Origin of the sequence: Pseudofrankia saprophytica (assembly GCF_000235425.2) — a bacterium.
Taxonomy (GTDB): Bacteria; Actinomycetota; Actinomycetes; order Frankiales; family Frankiaceae; genus Pseudofrankia; species Pseudofrankia saprophytica.
The window spans coordinates 1,095,927-1,116,457 of the sequence record NZ_KI912267.1; the positions used below are offsets into that span (position 1 = coordinate 1,095,927).

Annotated in this window: 19 protein-coding genes; 4 read left to right on the forward strand and 15 right to left on the reverse strand. The window is 73.0% G+C overall.

Features of this window, described 5'->3' with window-relative positions; genetic code table 11:
• The 7 genes from FRCN3DRAFT_RS48485 to FRCN3DRAFT_RS48490 form a co-directional block, all read right to left on the reverse strand.
• Positions 1–878, reverse strand: an 878-nt coding sequence (locus FRCN3DRAFT_RS48485) for a serine/threonine-protein kinase (protein WP_157845341.1), incomplete at its 3' end; no start/stop codon positions are given.
• A gap of 283 nt (positions 879–1,161) precedes the next feature.
• Positions 1,162–1,653 (reverse strand): hypothetical protein, encoded by a 492-nt coding sequence (locus FRCN3DRAFT_RS0239110; protein ID WP_007518953.1) that lies wholly within the window; start codon positions 1,651–1,653, stop codon positions 1,162–1,164.
• 150 nt (positions 1,654–1,803) lie between these two features.
• Complete coding sequence (locus FRCN3DRAFT_RS0239120) at positions 1,804–2,490, reverse strand: VOC family protein (RefSeq protein WP_007518951.1); 687 nt, start codon at positions 2,488–2,490, stop codon at positions 1,804–1,806.
• Between the two features lie 25 nt (positions 2,491–2,515).
• Positions 2,516–2,836, reverse strand: coding sequence for a hypothetical protein (locus tag FRCN3DRAFT_RS52345; RefSeq protein WP_007518950.1), 321 nt, complete (start codon positions 2,834–2,836; stop codon positions 2,516–2,518).
• Entirely contained in the window at positions 2,833–3,168 is a 336-nt protein-coding gene (locus FRCN3DRAFT_RS0239125; RefSeq protein ID WP_007518949.1) for a hypothetical protein, read from the reverse strand. The genes FRCN3DRAFT_RS52345 and FRCN3DRAFT_RS0239125 overlap by 4 nt, the downstream gene beginning before the upstream one ends.
• A gap of 255 nt (positions 3,169–3,423) precedes the next feature.
• Positions 3,424–5,409, reverse strand: coding sequence for a threonine--tRNA ligase (thrS, locus tag FRCN3DRAFT_RS0239130; protein WP_007518948.1), 1,986 nt, complete (start codon positions 5,407–5,409; stop codon positions 3,424–3,426).
• Positions 5,410–5,648: 239 nt separating this feature from the next.
• A complete protein-coding gene (locus tag FRCN3DRAFT_RS48490; protein ID WP_007518946.1) occupies positions 5,649–6,461 on the reverse strand; it encodes a TetR/AcrR family transcriptional regulator in 813 nt (270 codons plus the stop codon).
• Positions 6,462–6,990: 529 nt separating this feature from the next.
• Here FRCN3DRAFT_RS48490 and panB point away from each other — a divergent pair.
• On the forward strand, positions 6,991–7,971 hold the full coding sequence (gene panB / locus FRCN3DRAFT_RS0239140) for a 3-methyl-2-oxobutanoate hydroxymethyltransferase (protein WP_007518944.1): 981 nt from the start codon (positions 6,991–6,993) through the stop codon (positions 7,969–7,971).
• Positions 7,972–8,022: 51 nt separating this feature from the next.
• On the opposite strand, the gene FRCN3DRAFT_RS0239145 is transcribed toward panB, so the two are convergent.
• Both FRCN3DRAFT_RS0239145 and npdG read right to left on the reverse strand, forming a co-directional pair.
• Positions 8,023–8,805, reverse strand: coding sequence for a helical backbone metal receptor (locus FRCN3DRAFT_RS0239145; protein WP_007518943.1), 783 nt, complete (start codon positions 8,803–8,805; stop codon positions 8,023–8,025).
• A 36-nt stretch (positions 8,806–8,841) separates the two neighbouring features.
• On the reverse strand, positions 8,842–9,531 hold the full coding sequence (gene npdG / locus FRCN3DRAFT_RS0239150; RefSeq protein WP_051467471.1) for an NADPH-dependent F420 reductase: 690 nt from the start codon (positions 9,529–9,531) through the stop codon (positions 8,842–8,844).
• Between the two features lie 572 nt (positions 9,532–10,103).
• Between npdG and FRCN3DRAFT_RS0239155 the strand changes: the two genes are divergently transcribed.
• A complete protein-coding gene (locus FRCN3DRAFT_RS0239155; protein WP_007518939.1) occupies positions 10,104–10,319 on the forward strand; it encodes a hypothetical protein in 216 nt (71 codons plus the stop codon).
• 97 nt (positions 10,320–10,416) lie between these two features.
• Here the strand turns inward: FRCN3DRAFT_RS0239155 and FRCN3DRAFT_RS0239160 are convergent, their stop codons facing one another.
• Positions 10,417–11,586, reverse strand: a complete 1,170-nt coding sequence (locus FRCN3DRAFT_RS0239160) for a tyrosine recombinase (protein WP_007518938.1) — start codon at positions 11,584–11,586, stop codon at positions 10,417–10,419.
• A 401-nt stretch (positions 11,587–11,987) separates the two neighbouring features.
• Between FRCN3DRAFT_RS0239160 and FRCN3DRAFT_RS0239170 the strand changes: the two genes are divergently transcribed.
• On the forward strand, positions 11,988–12,683 hold the full coding sequence (locus FRCN3DRAFT_RS0239170) for a hypothetical protein (protein WP_007518937.1): 696 nt from the start codon (positions 11,988–11,990) through the stop codon (positions 12,681–12,683).
• Between the two features lie 2 nt (positions 12,684–12,685).
• Positions 12,686–13,594, forward strand: coding sequence for a PKD domain-containing protein (locus FRCN3DRAFT_RS0239175; protein WP_007518936.1), 909 nt, complete (start codon positions 12,686–12,688; stop codon positions 13,592–13,594).
• A gap of 235 nt (positions 13,595–13,829) precedes the next feature.
• On the opposite strand, the gene FRCN3DRAFT_RS0239180 is transcribed toward FRCN3DRAFT_RS0239175, so the two are convergent.
• From FRCN3DRAFT_RS0239180 to FRCN3DRAFT_RS48495, 5 genes are all read right to left on the reverse strand, one after another.
• Positions 13,830–14,531: an NUDIX hydrolase gene (locus tag FRCN3DRAFT_RS0239180; protein ID WP_007518935.1), complete on the reverse strand. Its 702-nt coding sequence runs from the start codon at positions 14,529–14,531 to the stop codon at positions 13,830–13,832.
• Positions 14,528–16,276: a CTP synthase gene (locus FRCN3DRAFT_RS0239185; RefSeq protein ID WP_007518934.1), complete on the reverse strand. Its 1,749-nt coding sequence runs from the start codon at positions 16,274–16,276 to the stop codon at positions 14,528–14,530. The genes FRCN3DRAFT_RS0239180 and FRCN3DRAFT_RS0239185 overlap by 4 nt, the downstream gene beginning before the upstream one ends.
• Positions 16,277–16,694: 418 nt before the next feature.
• The gene (gene recN, locus FRCN3DRAFT_RS0239190; RefSeq protein ID WP_007518933.1) at positions 16,695–18,440 is read right to left on the reverse strand and encodes a DNA repair protein RecN; all 1,746 of its coding nucleotides are present in this window, start codon (positions 18,438–18,440) and stop codon (positions 16,695–16,697) included.
• Positions 18,441–18,499: 59 nt separating this feature from the next.
• The gene (locus FRCN3DRAFT_RS0239195; protein ID WP_007518932.1) at positions 18,500–19,432 is read right to left on the reverse strand and encodes an NAD kinase; all 933 of its coding nucleotides are present in this window, start codon (positions 19,430–19,432) and stop codon (positions 18,500–18,502) included.
• A complete protein-coding gene (locus FRCN3DRAFT_RS48495) occupies positions 19,429–20,487 on the reverse strand; it encodes a TlyA family RNA methyltransferase (protein WP_007518931.1) in 1,059 nt (352 codons plus the stop codon). Before FRCN3DRAFT_RS48495 ends, FRCN3DRAFT_RS0239195 begins: the two co-directional genes overlap by 4 nt.
• Positions 20,488–20,531: the final 44 nt, after the last annotated feature.

Genomic DNA, 20,531 nt, shown 5'->3' on the forward strand with positions numbered 1-20,531 from the left:
GGCCCGGTGGCGGCGTCGCGGATCTCGTCGCTGACCAGCAGCGGCACCCCGCCGCGGGTGAGCCAGCCTGAGCCATAGGACGCGGCCGCCGCGGCGGCGAGGTCGAGCGCGAACGCGACCCCGGACGGCTGCCGATCGGCCGGCTCCTTCGCCAGGGCGCGCAGGAGGACGGCCGCGACCGGGCCCGGCACGCCGACCGGCGTGGGCGGCGGCGCGTCGAGCACCTGACGCCACAGTGCCTGCAGCGGCAGGCCCGGGTCGAACGGCGGGGGGCCGACGAGGAGCCGGTAGAGCAGCACGCCGAGGGCGTAGATGTCGGTCGCCGGGCCGATCCGGCCGCCGAGGATCTGTTCGGGCGCCATGTACATCGGCGTGCCAAGCTGCCCGGTCGCCGTCGTCGCCGAGCCGTGGAAGATCTTCGCGATGCCGAAGTCAGTGACCTTCACCGTGCTGGCCGCGTCGAACATGACGTTGTCCAGCTTGATGTCCCGGTGCAGCACACCGCGTCCGTGCGCGTATCCCAGCGCCGACGCCACCCCCAGGCCGACGGCGCACGCCGCCTCCGGCCCGATCCCACGCGCCCGCCGGGTCAGCGTCCCGCCGGCCAGCATCTCCATCACGATCAGGCACAGATCGTCTGCCTCGACGTAGTCATAGACCCGCACGATGTGCGGATGGTCAAGCCCCGCCAGCAGCTGCGCCTCCGCCTCGAAACGCGAACGGTCCTCCGGCGCCGCGGCAAGCACCTTGACAGCCACATCCCGGTTCAGCCGCCGATGCCGCCCCGACAGCACCAACCCGAACGCACCGGACCCCAGCCGCCCGCCCACCTCGATGGCCGGCAACGCCGCCGCCACCGAGTCTCGATCAATGAGCATCACATCGCCACCCTTGCCGAATTCGGCAGTACGGCCCATCGAGAGTGGCCGTCTGTGCACAGTCCTCCCGATGTTGGCACCCCGCCCGACGCCAGACATCAGGGTTATCGCGTACTGGTCCGAAAAGTGGGGTAACAGCGACGCCCGTCGAACAGTGAGCCAGTCGGCCTGGCCGAGGTCGGCGGAGCGGCGTCCGGTCACGGGCCGGGAGAGGCAACGGCACCACGGCGTCCCACGGGCACGGCGTCCTCAGGGGCACGGTTTCTCTAGTTGCACGGTGTCGCTAGTGGCTAGGTGCCTCGCCTTCGGCGAGGACCATGTTTCCGTCCTGTTCGCAGCTCACGGTGACGACCAGCAGGCCCAGTTCGCCGAGGTCGCGCGGCTCATAGCCGCGTCCGGCCGCGAAGTCGCTCTGAGGCGGGTAGATGACGGTGCTGACGGTGGCCGTGCCGTCATCGCAGTCGCTGTCTGCGAGGAGCCGGCGGGCCGTGGACTCGGCCGCCGCCGTCGCCTCGCTCCGAGTGGTGGTCTCGGCGGCCGCGCGGGCCGCCGCGTCGGCGGCATCCCGGACGTCGTCCTCGGCGGCGGAGTATCTGAACAGGCCGATCAGGACCAGGACGACAGCCACCACGATCCACACCGCGACCACGACCGTGGCGATCCTGTCGCCGCGGTCGGACCCACGCCGGTCGGGCGGGATCTCTCCCTCGCCGGGCCGGTCGCTCGCGCGGTGGTCGTCGCCGTCTCCGGCCGCGTCGCCTTGGGCCTCGGTCACCCCGGCTCAGCCGCTTACGCCAAGGGAGACGAAGTCGATCACGTCGCAGTACGGGGAGATGAGAAGGTTCGTCCCAAGCCGGACCATGATGCGGTGATCCTAACGGGACCGGACTTCACGCTGGAAAACCTTGTACAGAAGGCGACGCCCTCAGGGCAGCAGCCCGGTTTCCGGGTCTCGGTCGGTGACGCAGTAGGGCAGGCCGACCGGGTCGCGCAGGACCGTCCAGCGGGGGCCGTGCCCAACGACCGTCGCGCCGAGGGCGACGTGGCGGCCGGTCTCGGCGGCGCGGTCGGTCGTCGCGAGGTCCAGGTGGGCGCGCACCGGCCCGTCCGGCTCGTCGACACGCTGGAGCAGGATCCGCAGCGGCATCCCGGCGGGGCGGACCAGCACGCGGAACTCGGGCCTGCTGCCGTCACGCAGCTCCCAGCCGGTCTGCCCGGCCCAGAACGCGCACTCCTCGTCGAACCGGCCGGCCGGGATGTCCAGCGAGATCTGGTCGACGAGCGACGTATGCCCGCCGGGCCAGGTCACCGGCTTCGGCCGGACGGACTCGCCCTTGTGGACCTCGCAGAACACGAACCCACCCGGAGACCGGCGGATCTCGAAATCCTGGCCCGCGCGATGCACGTCGAGATGCACCCGCGCCGGCCCGTCCCCCACCCGCTGCACTCGCAGGAACGCGTCTCCATCCCCTGGCACCAGCGTCGCGAACTCGCCGGTCTGGCCCCGTGACGGCGACAGTGTCGTCGCCGTCACTGCTTGCCAAAACGCGACGCCCCGCTCGAACCGCTCAGCGGGAAAGTCCAGAAAAGCGGTCAGCCACACTGGGTTCATCTCGGACATCCTAGGGGTCGCCTTTTCATAGCTTGACGACCGTCACCTGTCCTCCACACAACGCCTGCAGGTCTTCGGGATCGGAAGTCAGGATGGTCACCGGCGGTGGGCAGGCAGACGCGACAGCGGCCAAAACCGCGTCAATGCCGTGCTTGTGCCCGTGCAGACCGGCGTCACGCAGAAGGTCCGAGGCAGTCAGCGCCACCGAACTGGTCACAACCCGCTGGTTCGACTCCACCGCGAAGTTGAGCCACCGCGTCAGAGAACGATCGCGACGCACCGCCCGACTCAGTCCCTCGCAGTCCAGCACGACGGTTCCGGACACCTCATCCGGCCGCGGGCTCACCTGGCGCTCCGGTTAGCGGTGCCCTGCTCGACTCGCGCGCGCGCCAGCGTTTCGCGAACGTCCCGCATCTCCTCATCGGTGATTGGGCCATGCTCGGCCTCGGCGGCCTCAACCAGCTCCTGGAGCTGGATGCGCTCCAGCTGCCGCTGCACGGCGGCCAGTACGAAGGCGGACAGCCCACCCGAGCCGCCGTGCTCCCGGGCCGCCTCGGCAACGTCGGACGGAAGCATGATCGAGTACCGTCGCGCCTCACCCGCCATGGCCTCCATGGCCTCCATGGTAGCCGCGACGTCCCACAACGTCATCAGCCTCACCTGTTCCAGCACTGCCATCAGCGCCTCCTTCAGCGAGGGGTCAGATCGCGTTTCACGGTATCCACATTTCGCGCCCAGGCAAGCAACTTTTGCCATCGCGGTATGACACAAATTCCTGAGTTCACGGATTAGCGCTATTCGAGCGATCGACGCTTTTCCATTGGCCGAGAGTGCCATTTCGAGCGCTCGTCGAGCGCTCGACGGAAAGGAATCGAAAAAAAGATGCCGCCGCCCCCAAAACTGGAAGCGGCGGCATCGGAGTGCCGGAGGCGGTCAGATCTGGATGCGGCGGTCCACGGCGTCGACGATCTCGGCGATGGCCTCGTCGACCGGGACGCCATTGCGCTGGGTGCCGTCGCGGTAGCGGAAGGAGACCGCCCCCTTGGCGACGTCGTCGTCGCCCGCGATGAGCATGTACGGGACCTTCTGCTTCTGCGCGTCGCGGATCTTCTTCTGCATCCGGTTGTCGGACGCGTCGACGTCGACCCGGATCCCCTTCGCCGACAGCTTCGCGGCGATGTCCTTCAGGTAGGGGACGTGGTCGTCGGTGATGGGGATGCCGACGGCCTGGACCGGGGCGAGCCACGGTGGCATCGCGCCGGCGTAGTGCTCCAGCAGGATCGCGAAGAACCGTTCGATGGTGCCGAACAGCGCCCGGTGGATCATGAAGGGACGCTGGCGGGTGCCGTCCGCGGCCTGGTACTCCATCTCGAACCGCTGCGGCATCTGGAAGTCGACCTGGATGGTCGACAGCTGCCAGGTCCGCCCGATCGCGTCCTTGGCCTGGACGGAGATCTTCGGGCCGTAGAAGGCGCCGCCGCCCGGGTCCATGACCAGCTCGAGGCCCTGCTTCTCGGCGGCCTCGCGCAGCAGCTGGGTGGCGTCCTCCCACTCCTCGTCGGTGCCGATCGCCTTGCCCTCGGGGCGGGTCGACAGCTCCAGGTAGAAGTCGGTGAGGCCGTAGTCGCGCAGCAGGCCGAGCACGAACTTCAGGGTGTTGTCGAGCTCGTCCGGCAGCTGGTCGCGGGCGCAGAACAGGTGCGCGTCGTCCTGGGTCAGCCCGCGCACCCGGGTGAGACCGTGCACCACCCCGGACTTCTCGTATCGGTAGACGGTGCCGAACTCGAACAGCCGCAGCGGCAGCTCTCGGTACGACCGCCCCCGCGACTTGAAGATCAGGATGTGCATGGGGCAGTTCATCGGCTTGAGGTAGTAGTCCGTGCCGCCGTCGAGCGACATGGGCGGGTACATACCGTCGGCGAACCAGTCGAGGTGACCGGAGATCTCGTACAGGGTCGACTTGGTGATGTGCGGTGTGTTGACGAACTCGTACCCAGCCTCGATGTGCCGGCGGCGCGAGTAGTCCTCCATCACGGTGCGGATCGCGCCGCCCTTGGGGTGGAAGACCGCGAGACCGGGGCCCAGCTCGGTCGGGAAGGAGAACAGGTCCAGCTCGGCGCCCAGGCGCCGGTGGTCGCGCTTCTCCGCCTCGGCCAGCATGTGCTGGTGCTCGGCCAGCGCCTCCTTCGACTCCCAGGCGGTGCCGTAGATGCGCTGCAGCTGCGGGTTCTTCTCGCTGCCCCGCCAGTAGGCCGCGGCGGACCGCTGGACCGCGAAAGCCGGGATGTGCCGGGTGGTCGGCACGTGCGGGCCGCGGCAGAGGTCCTTCCAGCACAGCTCGCCGGACTTGGCGTCCAGGTTGTCGTAGATGGTGAGCTCGCCCTCGCCCACCTCGACCGAGGCATCGGAGGCGTCGGCCCCGTCACCGGCACCGGACTTCAGCCCGATGAGCTCCAGCTTGTAGGGCTCGTCGGCGAGCTCGGCGCGCGCCTCGTCGTCGGTGACGACCCGGCGGGAGAACTTCTGGCCGGCCTTGACGATCTCGCGGGCACGCTTCTCGATCGCCTTGAGATCCTCGGCGGAGAACGGCTTCTCGACGTCGAAGTCGTAGTAGAAGCCGTTCTGGATGGGCGGGCCGATCCCGAGCTTCGCCTTCGGGAACAGGTCCTGCACCGCCTGGGCGACGACATGCGCGGTCGAGTGCCGCACGATTGCCCGGCCGTCCGGTGAGCCGACGGTGATCGGCTCGACGACGTCGCCGTCAGCCAGGACGTAGGCAAGGTCACGCTGCCTGCCGCCGACCCGCGCGGCGATCACAGACCGATCGGCCGCGAACAGGTCCGCCGCCGCCGTCCCCGTGGCGACCACCCGATCATCCCGCTGCTCGGCATGCTGGACGGTCACACGGAGGTCGGACACCGGTTTCTCCTGGTCTGGCGCCCGGGGCCCTTGCCCGGGTCGGCGTGGGTTGGCCGTTCTGGGGAGGGGCGCCGCGACACCCGCCGCGCCAGAGTGTCGCGGCTGTCGCGGGTGCCTGTCACGGCAGTTTCGCCCCGGTCGCCGATGCTACTCCGGCCGGCGCGCCACCCATCGCCGACATGACTACACAGGGTGATACCGCACGCCGTCCGTCGGCGGCCGTGCCGGCGGCGGGCCGCTCAGACGGAGGTGCTCTCCGCCTCGGCGCGGCGGCTCCCGGCCCGGGCGGCACCGTCCGAGGTCTCCCCCGCGCCCGCCACGGCCACCGCGCCCGCGCCGGGGATCTCGGGCGCATCGCCGTCGGCGCCGCAGGCCTCGTCGGCCTCATCGGCGGGGGCGGGCCTGACCCGCGGGCGGGTGAGGATGCCCCCGAGCAGGGTGTCGACGACCTGGGCGATCCGGGTGCCGCTCACCTCGTTGTAGCCGCTGGTGTACTGCCGATAGGCGACCGGGCCGACCAGCATGTCGGTGATCAGGTCGATGTCGAGGTCCGCCGGTAGCTCGCCAGCGGCGACCCCCCTGGCCAGCACCTTCGCGGCCTGTTGGCGGAACGGCTCCATCACCTGCTGGCGGTAGGTCTCGAACAGTTCCGGGTGCGCCTCCCGCTCGGCCAGCAGCCGCGGCATGATCCGGCCGGCCAGCGTCTGCAGGTTGTGCCGGCGCACGGTGTTGAGCCAGGCGACCAGGTCGTCACGCAGCGACCCGGTGTCGACCGGTTCGGCCGTCTCCACCAGCGTCGCCAGCGCGTCGGCCACCAGGGTGTTCTTCGTCGACCAGCGCCGGTACAGGGTTGCCTTGCCCACCTTGGCCCGCGCGGCGACGGCCTCCATCGACAGCCCCGTGAACCCGGCCGTCGCCAGTGTCTGCAGGGTCGCCTCGATGATCGCCCCGTCGGCGCGCGCGTCGCGCGGGCGGCCCGGTGGGCGGACGCCGGAGGGCGGGCGGTCCGGCCGCCCGCGTGGCCCTGGCCGACCCACCTCGGCGGTCGTCACCGGCCGCCCCCCCGTGCTGGACTCGCGGGCACCGCGCCGAGCCAGCCCGCGCGCCCTCGCCCGCTGGATGTCGCTCTCACCGGTCTCCCTCACTCGCCGGCCGCCCCAGCCAACCGTTCACCGCACCCCGGCGAAGCGGCCCTCGCCGCCGAGGAAGAGCGCCCCCCGGCAGATGTGGCGAGCCCTCGGAAAGCCGCCCAGGAGAGCGCTCTCGTGTTGGCAGACACGGTGAACCACCCTCGCTGGCCGCGTCGTGGCCCGACGACCACGCTGTGCGATCGTCCCACACCCCGACACTCCCCATTCTTTCAAGATCGGAGGGTACGGCGAGGCCGCATGAGGCGCATTCGGTTGACTCAGCAACGCGATGGCCATATGCGCAGGTCAGCGACAGGTGCATGCCCAGCTGGCAAGCGGGGCCGGGCGGGCGTGTGATCCACGCACCACTTTCGGCGGACCGGTCAGCAGTGGCAGCATGTCAGCGACGCCGGGACGCGCGACGCGCCCGGACGGACGCAGAGGAGTCTCCATGAGCAACTCCGCTACTCACTGTCGCCCCGCTTCTCCCTCGGCCCCGCGCACGACGCTCGCCCGCTCGGGCGCCCCGGCCACGCCAGACGAGGCGGCGACCCTCTACGGCGCGCCGACCACCGCCCAGGCACCGGCCGAGGCCGCCCGCCAGACGGCCGAGCAGCGGCCCCAGGCCCGCCCGCGCCGGCGCACGACGGTGCGCGACCTCGCGGCCCACAAGGACCGCGGCGAGAAGTGGGCGATGCTCACCGCCTACGACTACACCACCGCGTCGGTCTTCGACGAGGCCGAGGTGCCGGTCCTGCTGGTCGGCGACTCGGCGGCGAACGTCGTCTACGGCTACGACACGACCGTGCCGGTCAGCGTGGACGAGCTGCTCCCGCTGGTGCGCGCGGTCGTCCGCGGCGCGCCGCACGCGATGGTCATCGCTGACCTGCCGTTCGGCTCGTACCAGGCCAGCCCGGCGCAGGCGCTGGAGACGGCCGTGCGGTTCCTCAAGGACGGTGGCGCGCAGGCGGTCAAGCTGGAGGGGGGCGCCCGCGTCGCACCCCAGGTCGAGCTGCTGGTGTCCGCCGGGGTGCCCGTGATGGGCCACCTGGGCCTGACCCCGCAGAGCATCAACACGCTCGGCGGCTACCGGGTGCAGGGCCGCGAGGACGCCGGCGCCGCGCTGCTGGCCGACGCGCTGGCGCTCGAGGCGGCCGGGGCCTTCGCCATCGTGCTGGAGGTCGTGCCCTCCGACGTCGCCGCCCGGATCAGCAAGGCGCTGACGATCCCGACCGTGGGCATCGGCGCCGGTTCCGACTGCGACGCCCAGGTGCTGGTCTGGCAGGACATGGCCGGCCTGTCGGCCGGGCGGGCGCCGCGCTTCGTGCGCCGCTTCGCCGACCTGCGCTCGTCGCTGCTCGACGCCGTCCACACCTACGTCGACGACGTCCGCGACGGCCACTACCCAACCGTCGAGTACTCCTACGACTGATAGCGGGCACCGCCTGGGCGGGTCCCGCGGCCGTAGCCGCGGGACCCGCCCTCAGCGGGCAGCGTCGAGTTGGCCGCGCAGCACGGACGGCGCCTCCGCCAGGGAGGGGCCGTACCAGGTGAGGTGACGGCCCGAGACGCACGCGGCGGGGGCGTCGAAGGACTCCGGGCCGTCCTCGGGGCTGAAGGCGTACGGCTCGTCGGGAAGCACGACCAGGTCGTGCGGCGGAAGGTCGGCGATGGTGATGCGCGGGTAGCGCTCGGCGTGGTCCGCCAGGACGTTGTCGACACCGAGCCTGGCGAGGACGTCGCCGGTGAAGGTGTCGCGGCCGACGGCCATCCAGGGCCGGCGCCAGATAGGGATGACCGCCCGTCGCCGAGGCCAGTCGGCCGCCGCGCGCCGCGGCTCCCGCCAGACCGCCACGGCTTCCGCCAGCCAGGAGGGCCGCGCGAGCCCACAGCCGAGCCGCAGGAGCCGGTCGAGGCTGTCCAGGGCCGCGGGGACGGTCGTAGGGGCCGTCACCCACACGGCGAGCCCGGCGGCGCGCAGCGCGGCCAGGTCCGGCTCGCGGTTCTCCTCGGCGTTGGCGACGACCAGGTCGGGCGCGAGCCCGACGATCGCGTCGAGGTCCGGGTTCTTGGTGCCACGCACCCGGGCGACGTCGAGATCGCCCGGGTGCGAGCACCAGTTCGTCGCGCCCACCAGCAGCCCGGGGGCGCTCGCGGCGATCGACTCGGTGAGGCTCGGCACCAGCGAAACGACCCGCTCGACCGCCGCCGGCACCGCCACCGTCAGGCCCACGTCGTCCAGCACCGTCTCGCCCGCGAATGTCATCACGCCACCTTGAGCCAGGACCGACGGCGGGGCCGGCTAGAGGTGCGGTACGTCGGTGATGCGGATGCCGGCGTGGGCCTTGTACCGGCGGTTCATGGAGATGAGGTTCGCGGTGAACGCCTCGACCTGGCCCGCGTTGCGCAGCTTGCCGGCATAGATGCCGCGCATGCCGGGGATCCGCTCGGCGAGCGCCTGGACCACGTCGGTGGCGGTGCGGTCGTCGCCGAGCACGAGGATGTCGGTGTCGACCTCGGCGATCGACTCGTCGGCCAGCAGCACCGCGGAGACGTGGTGGAAGGCCGCGACGACGGTGCTGTCGGGCAGCAGTGCCGCGGCCTGCTGCGCGGCGCTGCCCTCGGTGACCGGCAGCGGGTAGGCACCGCCCTTGTCGAAACCGAGCGGGTTCACACAGTCGATCACGATCTTGCCGGCGAGCTCCTTGCGCAGGCTCGCGAGCAGGTCGCCGTGGCCCTCCCAGGGCACCGCGACGATCACGATGTCCGTCTGCTCGGCGGTGCCGGCGTTGTCGGTGCCCTCGATCGTCCGGCCAGGCGCGGACAGTTTGGCTGCCGCCTCCTCGCCCCGCTCGGCGGACCGCGAGCCGATGACCACCTTGTGCCCGGCCGCGGCGAACCGGATGGCCAGACCGCCACCCTGCGGCCCGGAACCGCCAAGGATGCCGATGGACAGCGAAGAGACGTCCTGCACGTCTTCGGAAGAGCTCACGAACCCATCGTGCCCGAACCGGCGCGCACGTGCCCCAAGCCCGCTGGCCAGCCAATGTGGACTGTGCCACCGACGCTCAGCGAGCAGCCCAGGCCGCGGACGTCAGCGCTCCGTTACCTGGCGCGTCGTCGCGCATCCGTTCGGCGCAGCCCGGGCCACCGACCACGGCGCGCGCGGCGGCCTCGACCGGCCAACCGACGGACGCGGAGACCCGGCTGCCGGTGGCAAAGTCCGATGAGGGAACATAGCAGGATCAACACAACAGCTACGCCGTTAAACGGCATTCTTTCGCGCATGTCCGGCGGGTTTCGCGGACCTCGCCGGCCGAACAGCCTCACACAAAGGAGTGACAGTCAGTGACGATCACGTTTCCGCCGCCACCCCAGGGGACTCGGCGGGAGCGCGAAGCGATCCAGCCAGGAAGGGCGACTGTCGGCAGCGGAGAGATGACGCTACGTAGCGTGCCGCGGATCGCGCCCAACCCCCCGCGTGCGGCGGGTGAAGATGGGCCGTACCGTTCGGGTTCATATGCACCATCCGGATCTTCGGAATCAGGCGGGAGAGGTCGGGCAATGGCGGACGTGTCGGTTCGCTTCGCGATGACAAACGACAGCGAAGTGGTCCTCAACCTGTCGCTTCCGCAGGCGCTACGCCTGATGGAGGCGATCGCGCGCAAGGTCGGCGAGACCTTGGCCGAGCGCAGTGGCCCGCCGGGGGTGGGTGGCGTCGTTCCTACGCCGCAGTCCGCCAACGGCATGCCGAGTCTCGGCCCGTACTCCCCGTCCTGACGCTCTCCTCGGGCTTCCAGCCCACGCGAGGCTTCGCCACCCGGGCTTCCCGCCCGGTCGGCTACCGGGCTACTGCCAGGTGGCTCGGGCCAGCGGCTCAGACCAGCTGGCCCGGGCTGGCCCCGAGGCGGTGGAGATCGGGCTGGGGCGGCAGCGCTGGCTGCGTGCCCGCCGCGGCGGTCGAGGCCGCGTCACGGCGCGGGCCACGGTCGTCCAGCGCCCGCGGGTGCGCCGCCGCGTACACCTCCCGCAGCCGGTCCACCGTCACCAGCGTGTAGATCTGCGTCGTACGCACCGAGGCGTGGCCGAGCAGCTCCTGCACGACCCGGACGTCCGCGCCGCCGTCGAGCAGGTGCGTCGCGAACGAGTGCCGCAGCACGTGCGGCGAAACCCCCTCGATCCCCGCGGTCACGGCCGCCGCCCGCAGCGCCGACCACGCGCTCTGCCGGGACAGCCGTCCGCCGCGCCGGGACAGGAACACCGCCGCGCCGGACGCCGGCGTCACCAGCGCGGGCCGGCCGCGGACGAGGTACGCCGACAGCGCCGCGACCGCGCACCGGCCAAGCGGCACCACCCTGTCCCGGCCACCCTTGCCGTGCAGCCGCACCGCGGCGGCCACCGGATCCAGGTCGAGGTCGTCGACGTCGAGACCGACGGCCTCCGAGATCCGCGCCCCGGTCCCGTACAGCAGCTCCAGCAGCGCCGTCGAGCGCAGCCGCCGCACCGTCTCCGCGGGATCGCCGCCGTCGCCGATGGCGATCACATCGTCCGGCCCGTCGCCGGCGCCGGCCGCGCGCGCCTGGGCGGACTCCCCTGGGGCCTCCTGGCGGTCGCCGTCGGGGGTGATGACGCCGCCGGCCGCCGCGGCGAGCACGGCCAGCACCTGGTCGACGGTGAGCGCCTTCGGCAGCCGCCGTGGCGGGGCGGGCGGGCGGATCGGCTGCGAGACATCCTCGGCGACGTCGCCCTCGCGCGCCGCGAACCGGTGCAGCGAACGGACGGCGACGAGCATCCGGGCGACCGACGCCGCGGCCAGCGGCGGATGCTCGTCGTCCCCGGTGCGTAGTGCCGCGGCGAACGCGCCCAGCGTCGCCTCGTCGACATCGGTCAGTGAGCACACACCGCGGGCGGTCAGGTACTCGTGGTAACGACGAAGGTCCCGCCGGTAGGCGAGCACGGAGTTGCGGGCGAGGCCGCGCTCTCCCGCCAGGTGGTGGAGGTAGCGGGCGGCCAGCTCACCCGGATCCGCCGGGTAGGTCACGTCCACGGCCGACCGACGGCGCCGAGGCCAACCGCGCTGAGACCGACCATGTGGAAGCCGACCGCGTGGAGACCGGCCACGGCGGAGTCGGCCGTGCGGGAGTCGCGGACCTGGGCCTTCATCATCAACCCGAATAGTAGGACCTACCACCGACAGTTCTTGACAAGCGGAGTCCGCGCAGCGCTCCCCCGGCGTTATTCTGACGGCTTGTGCGGACAGCATTCGTAACGTCACGTTACGCGGCACACGTCCGAATTTCCATGGCGCGCGGCGCGACGCGCACAACCTCCCGGCCGGCCGAGGCGTCTTCCCAGAGCGACGGATCTTCGCCCCTGCCCACGAGGGCTCCCGCTGCCCGCCATGCCCGGTCGGCGGGGCACGTGGTCGCCCGACAAGGCGGCTCAATCATGATCGCCGTACGCCGATCGGCCCTCGCGCCGGCTGACACGTCAGCCGACACACCAGCCGACACGCCGGCCGCGGGTCGCGGGCCCTCCCGGAACCCGGCGCCCCGCGTGGTGACCGGCCTCACCCTGGGCCTCGCGCTCGCGTTGGTCGGCTGCGGCTCCCACGACGAACCGGCCGGCGCCGCGGCGCCGGCCAGAGGCGAGCCGGCCGCCTCGGGTTCCGCCCAGGCGGCGGGCTCGGCCAGCGCACCTGGCCAACCCGCGACCTCCGCACCCGGCGGCGGCTCGGCCAGGCCGGCGAACGACTCACCGTCGGCCGCCGCCGGCGTCGTCACCGCGTACTTCGCGGAGATCAACAGCGCCAGCCGGGCCGGCCGGGTCGCCGACGTGGCCGGGACGGCGCTGCCCGGCTGCCAGGCTTGCGCCCTCGACGTCGGCGTCACCCGCGGCTTCCAGCAGCGCGGCCTGCGCACGGACGCCGACCCCTACGAGATCACCGAGGTCGGTGCCCAGCCACGGCAGGGCGTCGTGATCACGGTGACGTTCACCGCCACGGCGAGGACCGTCGGGCTGCTGGACCCGGCGGGCCGCCGGGTCGACGCGGCGGCCGGCGTGCCAGCGCGGGCCGGCACCGCCGAGCTCGCCCTGACCGGTGCCGGCTGGCTCATCCAGACGATCCGCTACACGCGGAGGTAGCCATGACGCGCTCGGGGCGACCGCCTCGGCCACGCCGCCGGCCCGCCAGCGGGCGGACCGGCCGTCACCTGCTGGTGACGGCCTCCCTGGTGGTCTGCTGGCTGGCGACGGGCTGGCTGGTCACCGCGGGCGGCGCGCAGGGCACACCCACGCCACCATCGGTGACGGTCCCGTGCGGCGACGTGGTGTGGGCCAGCTGTGACACCCGGGCGACCGACGGCGGCTACCAGTACCGCTACCGCGGCGGCCAGCTCATCCCGGTCCCCATCGGGGGCGCGGGGCAGGGCCGCGCCGGTTGCGGGGCGACCTGCCCACCCGACCCAGCGGCGGTCTGTGACCTGCTGCTCGCCGTCGGCCCGAGCCCGGACATGACCGCGCAGGAGCTGACGGACTACAACCAGGCGGTCGCGAACTGCCAGACCTGGCTCGCCGACCCGAACGGCATCCCGCTCGCCACCGTGCGCGCCCAGCTCGCCGACTACCTGCGCGAACAGCTGCTGCCGAAGCCGCGCCTGACCGTCCAGCCGAGCGGGCACAGCATCGCCGGGCTCGCGACGATCGTCTACACCCCCGTCCCGCCGGCGTTCACCTTCAACGTCGACCAGCCGGTCATCGCGACGATCAGCGCGGTACCGACCTACCACTGGGACTTCGGCGACGGCGGGACCGGGCCGAACGCGCCGGGCCGGCCCTACGACTCGGCGATCTCGCCCCGTGACCATCCGGACGCCTACGTCACGCACGAGTACCGCCGCCCCGGCACCTACCAGATCACGCTGACGGTCACCTGGGACGGCACGTTCACCGTCCCAGGCGTGGCGCAGGCGTTCCCCCTGGACGCGGTGACGCTGACGGCCACAGCTCCAGTGACCGTCGAGGAGGCCGCGGGCGTCCTCACCGGCAACGACTGAGTCTCTGGTTCGCTCCGTCCGGGCGCGGCGCTCCGGCCCCTTCCCTTGCTTCGCGGCGGGAAGGGACCTCCGCGCCGCGTCCTCCTCCGCTCACGGGCGCTACGGCGACCTCCGCTGCGGCCCAACCCACTTCGCTTCGCTCGTGGGCCGGGCCTCCGCGCAGGCGCGCCTCCGAGCCCGCACGGTTGCGTGCCGCTCGATGTCACCAACGCGAGGTGAGGCGCATACGGGCGACTTACCCCTGGTTTCCGGGGCGGGCGGGCCAGGAGGCGTCGGGCGAGCGCAGCGCGGCGAAGCCGATGTCGCGGGCCCGCGCGGCCGCGAGGATCCCGACGACGGCCATCGCGTTGGTGATGTCGCCCTCGAGCACCCTGGTCACCGCCTCGTCCAGCGGCACCCGGGCGACCGACATCTCGGCCTCCTCGTGCACGCCGGCGTACCGCTCGGCGGCGGGGATCTCCGACAGGCCCCTGGCGAGGAACACCCGGTAGGCCTCGTCGGTCATGCCCGGCGACGACCAGACGTCGGCGAGCACCGCCCACTGCCCGGCCCGCAGCGCCGCCTCCTCGGCGAGCTCCCGCGCCGCGGCGGCCGAGGCGGGCTCGCCGGGCAGGTCGAGAATCCCGGCGGGCAGCTCCCACAGCGGGCCGCGCACCGGGTGCCGGTACTGGCGGACCATCACGACCCGCTCGGCGTCGTCGAGCGCGACGACGCCGACGGCGCCCGGGTGGACCACGACGTCCCGCTGGGAGACGTCGCCGTCGGGCATCCGCACCAGGTCGCGGCGGATCGCGATGATCCGCCCCTGATAGGCGGTACCGCTCTCGACGACCTCGTAGCGGTGCGCGCCCGTACCGGCGGCGCCCGTCTCGTGCGTCGTGCCCTGCGCCGGGTCTCCCGCGGGGCCCGCGGCGCCCGTCCGGGGCGGCCGGGTCACGAGGTCACCAGCGCGGCGCCGTCGCCACGGCCGCCGGGGCCGGCGGGAGCGGGAGCCGCGGCGGGGGCGTCCGGCCTGGCGGCGAGGTCCACCGGCAGCACGCCACGGCGGCGGTCGGCGTAGGCGACGGCGGCCGAGGCGAGCCCGCGGAACAGCGGGTGCGCCCTGGTCGGCCGGGAGCGGAACTCGGGATGCGCCTGGGTACCGACGTAGAACGGGTGCACGTCGGGGCGCAGCTCGACGACCTCGACCAGCCGGCCGTCCGGTGAGGTGCCGGAGAACACCAGCCCGGCGGCGTCCAGCCGGTCCCGGTAGTCGTTGTTGACCTCGTACCGGTGACGGTGCCGCTCGGGGACCTCGGCGACGCCGTACTCCCGGCGCGCGATGGTGCCGGGCGCGAGCTTGCACGGGTAGAGACCGAGCCGCATCGTGCCGCCCATGTCGCGCTTGCCGGCGACGACGTCGCGCTGGTCGGCCATGGTGGAGATCACGGGGTACGGCGTGGCGGCATCGAACTCGGTGGAGTTCGCCCCGTCCAGGCCGGCGAGGCCGCGAGCCGCCTCGATCACCATGCACTGCAGGCCCAGGCAGATCCCCAGCGCCGGGATGCCGTGCTCGCGGGCGTGCCGCAGCGCGTTGATCTTCCCTTCGATGCCGCGGACACCGAACCCGCCCGGAATGATCATCCCGTCGATGCCGTCGAGCAGCGCGGCGGTGACCTCCGGTGACGAGCACTCGTCGGAGGCGACCCAGCGGACGTCGACCCCGGCGTCCACCGCGAACCCGCCCGCGCGCAGCGCCTCGGTGACCGACAGGTAGGCGTCCGGCAGGTCGATGTACTTGCCGACCATCGCGACCGTGATCCGGTGGGTGGGCTGGTTCACCCGGCGCAGCAGGGTGTCCCACTCGGTCCAGTCGACGTCCCGGAACGACAGGCCGAGCCGGCGCACGACGTACGCGTCCAGGCCCTCCTGGTGCAGCACCTTCGGGATCATGTAGATCGACGACGCGTCCGGCGCCCCCACGACGGCCTCGTCGTCGACGTCGCACATCAGCGCGATCTTCCGCTTCAGCGACTCCGGCAGCGGCCGGTCGGACCGGCAGACCAGCGCGTCCGGCTGCAGGCCGATGCTGCGCAGCGCGGCGACGGAGTGCTGCGTCGGCTTCGTCTTCAGCTCGCCCGACGGGGCCAGATAAGGCACCAGGCTGACGTGGACGGTCAGCGCGTTGTCCCGGCCGACCTCGTGGCGTACCTGGCGGATCGCCTCCAGGTACGGCAGCGACTCGATGTCGCCGACCGTGCCGCCGACCTCGGTGATGACGACGTCGACGTCCGGCGTCGCGAGCCGGCGGATCCGGTCCTTGATCTCGTCGGTGATGTGCGGGACGACCTGCACGGTCTGGCCCAGGTAGTCGCCGCGCCGCTCGCGGGCGATGACGGCCGAGTACACCTGCCCGGTCGTGACGTTGGCGCTGCCGTCGAGGTCGACGTCGAGGAAACGCTCGTAGTGACCGACGTCCAGGTCGGTCTCGGCCCCGTCGTCGGTGACGAAGACCTCACCGTGCTGGAACGGGTCCATCGTGCCGGGGTCGACATTGAGGTACGGGTCCAGCTTCTGCATGGTCACCCGCAGACCCCGGGCCTTGAGCAGCCGCCCAAGGCTGGAGGCCGTCAACCCCTTGCCCAGGCTGGACGCCACCCCACCGGTGACGAAGATGTGTTTGCTGCTGCGTACCTGCGCCACGCACGCTCCCGTGGTTGGGGTCCTGGGTCCCTTTTGCGGTGACCGTTATGGACCATGTCCAGCCGGCATTTCCAGGCCGGTCCACGGGACTTCACGGTAACACGCCAGCTCACCCGCCCGGTTCCTCCCACACCGTGGGCTTGCTTCTGGTTCGCTCCGTCCGGGCGGCACACAACCGGCGGGACCTACAAGCCCCGGGTCGGACGGGAAGGTTGTTGCTGGTTCGCTCCGTGCGGGCGGCGCGCTCCGGCGACCTCGCTGCGGCCCGGCCCACTTCGCTGCGCTCGTGGGTCGGGCCTCCGCGAGGTGCGCCTTCGCGCCCGTACGGTCGCCTGCCGCTGTACGTCACCAACCCGGGGCGGGCCTGTCCGTGGGGCCACTTCGCTGCGCTTGTGGGGTGGTGATCGGGGTGGAGGTCTCAGGGGGTGGCTTTGTCCGCGGCGGCGGCGGCTAGGAGCTCCTCGGCGTGGCCGCGGGCCAGGGTCGAGTCCTCCTGGCCGGCGAGCATGCGGGACAGCTCGCGGACCCGGCCGGCGTCGTCGAGGGCGGCGACGCCGCTGCGGGTCACCGAGCCGTCGGACGACTTGCTGACCACCAGGTGCCGGTCGGCGAACGCGGCGACCTGCGGCAGGTGGGTGATGCAGATGACCTGGTTGGTCCGGGCGAGTTTCGCGAGCCGACGGCCGATCTCGACCGCCGCCCGCCCGCCGACGCCGGCGTCCACCTCGTCGAACACCATCGTCACCCCGGCGTCGTCCGCCGCGAGCACGACCTCGATCGCGAGCATCACCCGCGACAGCTCACCGCCCGACGCGCCCTTGTGCACCGGCCGGGCGGGCGCGCCGGGATGCGGAACCAGGCGCAGCTCGACATCGTCTACGCCGCCGGGACCGAAGGCGATCTTCCGGCCGAACATCGGCAGCCCGTTCGGGTCGTCGCGCTGGGAGACGACCGCCACGACGCGGGCACGCGGCATGGCGAGGCCCGCGAGCTCGGCGGCGACCTTCTCGCCGAACTCGTGCGCGGCTCGGGAACGGGCGGCCGACGCCTGGCCGGCGAGGTCGGCGAGCTCGTCGAGCAGGGCGTCGCGCTCGGCGGTGAGCGCCTCGGCCGAGTCGGCGCCGCCGTCGAGCTCCAGCAGCCGGCGGCCGGCCTGCTCGGCCCAGGCCAGCACGCCGTCGACGTCGGTGCCGTGCGCGCGGGTGAGGGCGGCGAGGTCGGCGCGGCGCTCCTGCGCGGTGGCGAGGCGCGCCGGGTCGGCGTCGATGCCGGCGGCGTAGGAGGCGAGGTCGGCGGCGACGTCGGCGAGCAGCACCGCGGCCTCGCGGATCCGGCCGCCGAGCTCGGCGAGCTCCGGGTCGAGGTCGGATTCGGCGGTGACGGCCCGACGAGCCGCGGAGACCAGGTCGACCGCGCCAGGCGAGCCGTCGCCGGCGGCCGGGTCGGCGACGAGCGCCGAGTGTGCGGTCTCGGCGGCGCGGACAAGCGCCTCGGCGTGCTCCAGGCGGCGCAGCTCGGCGTCCAGCGCCGCGTCCTCGCCGGGAGCCGGGGCGACCCGCTCGACGTCGGCGAGCCGGGAGCGCAGTGACTCGGCCTCGGCGGCCCGCTCGCGCGAGCGCTCGGTGATGTCGGCGAGCTTCGCGCGCACGGCGGCCAGGCGCGTGTACCGCTCGCCATAGCGGGCGAGCGGTTTCGCGACCGCCTCGCCGGCGAACCGGTCGAGCGCGGCGCGCTGGGCGGAGGTCTTGAGCAGCCGCTGCGCCTCGGACTGGCCATGCACCGCGACGAGATCCTCGGCGAGGTCCGCGAGCAGGCTCGCCGGGGCGGACCGACCGCCGACCTGGACGCGGGAACGGCCGTCGGCGATCAGCGTCCGGCCGATGACGAGGACACCGCCCTCGTCCAGCTCGCCGCCCGCGTCGCGCACGCGCGCGGCCGTGGACGAGTCCAGCGGGATGGTCAGGCGACCCTCGACGAAGGCCCGGTCATAGCCCGGCCGGATCAGGCCGTAGTCGGCCCGGCCGCCGGTGAGCAGCCCAAGGCCCTGGACGATCATCGTCTTGCCGGCGCCGGTCTCGCCGGTGACCACCGTGAGGCCCGGCGCGAGGTCGAGGACGGCGTCGTCGATGACCCCGAGGCCACGCAGCCGAATCTCCTCGAACACGCCCCGAACTCTAGGGCATCAGTCGGCGAATCGGCACGAAGGGCGCTACGGGAAAAGTGTCAGTCGTCGAGGGTGAAGTCGTCGACGGGCTCGAGGAAGCCATTCTCGCGGGCGGCTCGGCCGCGCCAGCCCTCGACGGGCAGGTGGAACTTCGCCACCAGCCGGTCGGTGAACGGCCGGGTGTGCACGACCGCGAGCCGGACCGGCCGGCGCCCCCGCACGACCTCGACCCGGGAGTGCGGCGCCACCTCCACCGAGCGGCGCCCGTCGCAGTAGATCACTCCCGGCACGGGTGGCAGCACCTCGATCGCCACCGTCGACGTCGGGGAGAGCACCAAGGGCCGGGCGAACAGCGCGTGCGCACTGATCGGGGCCACCAGCAGCGCGTCCACGCCCGGCCACATCACCGGGCCGCCGACCGAGAACGCGTAGGCGGTGGAGCCGGTCGGCGTCGAACAGATCACCCCGTCGCAGCCCCAGCGCGACAGCGGCCGGCCGTCGATGCCGAGCACGCACTCCAGCATCTTGGCCCGCTCGGCCTTCTCCAGGGACATCTCGTTGAGCGCCCAGCCGGAGTAGACGACCTCGCCGCGGTGGCGGACGGTGACGTCCACCGTCATCCGCTCGTCGACGCGGTAGTCCTTGCGGATGACGGCGTCGACGGTGGTCTCGAGGGCGTCGGGCTCAGCCTCCGCGAGGAAGCCGACGTGGCCGAGGTTGACGCCGAGCAGCGGGATGTCGGCCTCCCGGGCGAGCTCGGCGCCGCGCAGCAGCGTGCCGTCGCCGCCGAGCACGAGCACGAGCTCGACACCGACCGCCGCGCTCTCGTCGCGGGGCACCGTGCTCGGCTCGGTCAGGCCCAGGATCTCCGCCTCGTCGGCGAGCATCCGGGGCGCGATCCCGGCGGCGGAGAGTCGGTCGAGCACCCAGCGGGCGCGACGGGCCATCCCGTCGCGTCGCGGGTGGGTGAGGACGAGGATCTCCCTGCTCATCGCGACGGCCCTCCGCCCACCACGGCCCCGGCCCTGGCGGCCTGGCCAGCCGGACCGGCGGCGATCGCCTCGGCGAGCTCCGCCGGATCCAACGCGGGCGCGCCCGCGGTCAGCCACAGCAGGTACTCGACGTTGCCGGCCGGCCCCGGCAGCGGGCTGGCGACGACCCCCCGCACGCCGAGCCCAAGGCTGCCGGCCGCGTGGGCGATCCCCTCGACGGCCTCGGCGTGCAGCGCGACGTCGCGGACCACCCCGCCGGCGCCGAGCCGCTCGCGGCCCACCTCGAACTGCGGCTTGACGAGCAGGACGAAGTCGGCGTCGCCCGCGGCGCACGCGACGAGCGCGGGCAGCACCAGCCGCAGCGAGATGAACGACAGGTCGCCGACGACCAGGTCGACCGGCGCGCCGATGGTCTCGACGGTCAGGTGCCGGGCGTTGGTCCGGTCGAGCACCTGGACACGCGGGTCGGTACGCAGCCGCCAGTCGAGCTGGCCGTAGCCGACGTCCACGGCGACGACCGACGCCGCCCCGGCGCGCAGCAGCACGTCGGTGAACCCTCCGGTAGACGCGCCGACGTCCATCGCCCGCCGCCCGGCCACGCGCAGCGCCGGCAGTCGATCCGACCCCGGGCCCGGGCCCGGGGCGGCGGCCGGCCTCCGCGGGCCCGCCGGCCCCGTCGGCTCGCCTGGGCCGCCCGGTGCCGCGGAGGTCTCGTGTGCGGTCTCGTCCCGATCGGGCGCCACCGCCGGTCCGGCTGGTGGTGGCGCGGCCGTGTCCGGCCGGCCGGCCGGGTTCCGGGCCGGCTCGTCGAGCGGGGGGACGCCGAAGGCGGCGAAGGCGCCCAGCAGCTTGTGGGCGCCGCGCGAGGCGAAGCCCGGATCGTCGCCGCCGGTGAGGGCGATCGAGGTGGTCGCGTCGACGATGGTCGCCGCCTTGGTCGCGGCCCGCCCGGCGACGAGCACCCGCCCGGCGGCGATCGCCTCGGTGGCCTGCTCCCGCGAGCGGGCGAGGCCGCGGCGGACCAGCTCGCCATCCAGTCGCATCCTGCGCACCACGGCTACCGCTCGCTCATCGCGGGCCGGGGCCGGGCATCGGCGGG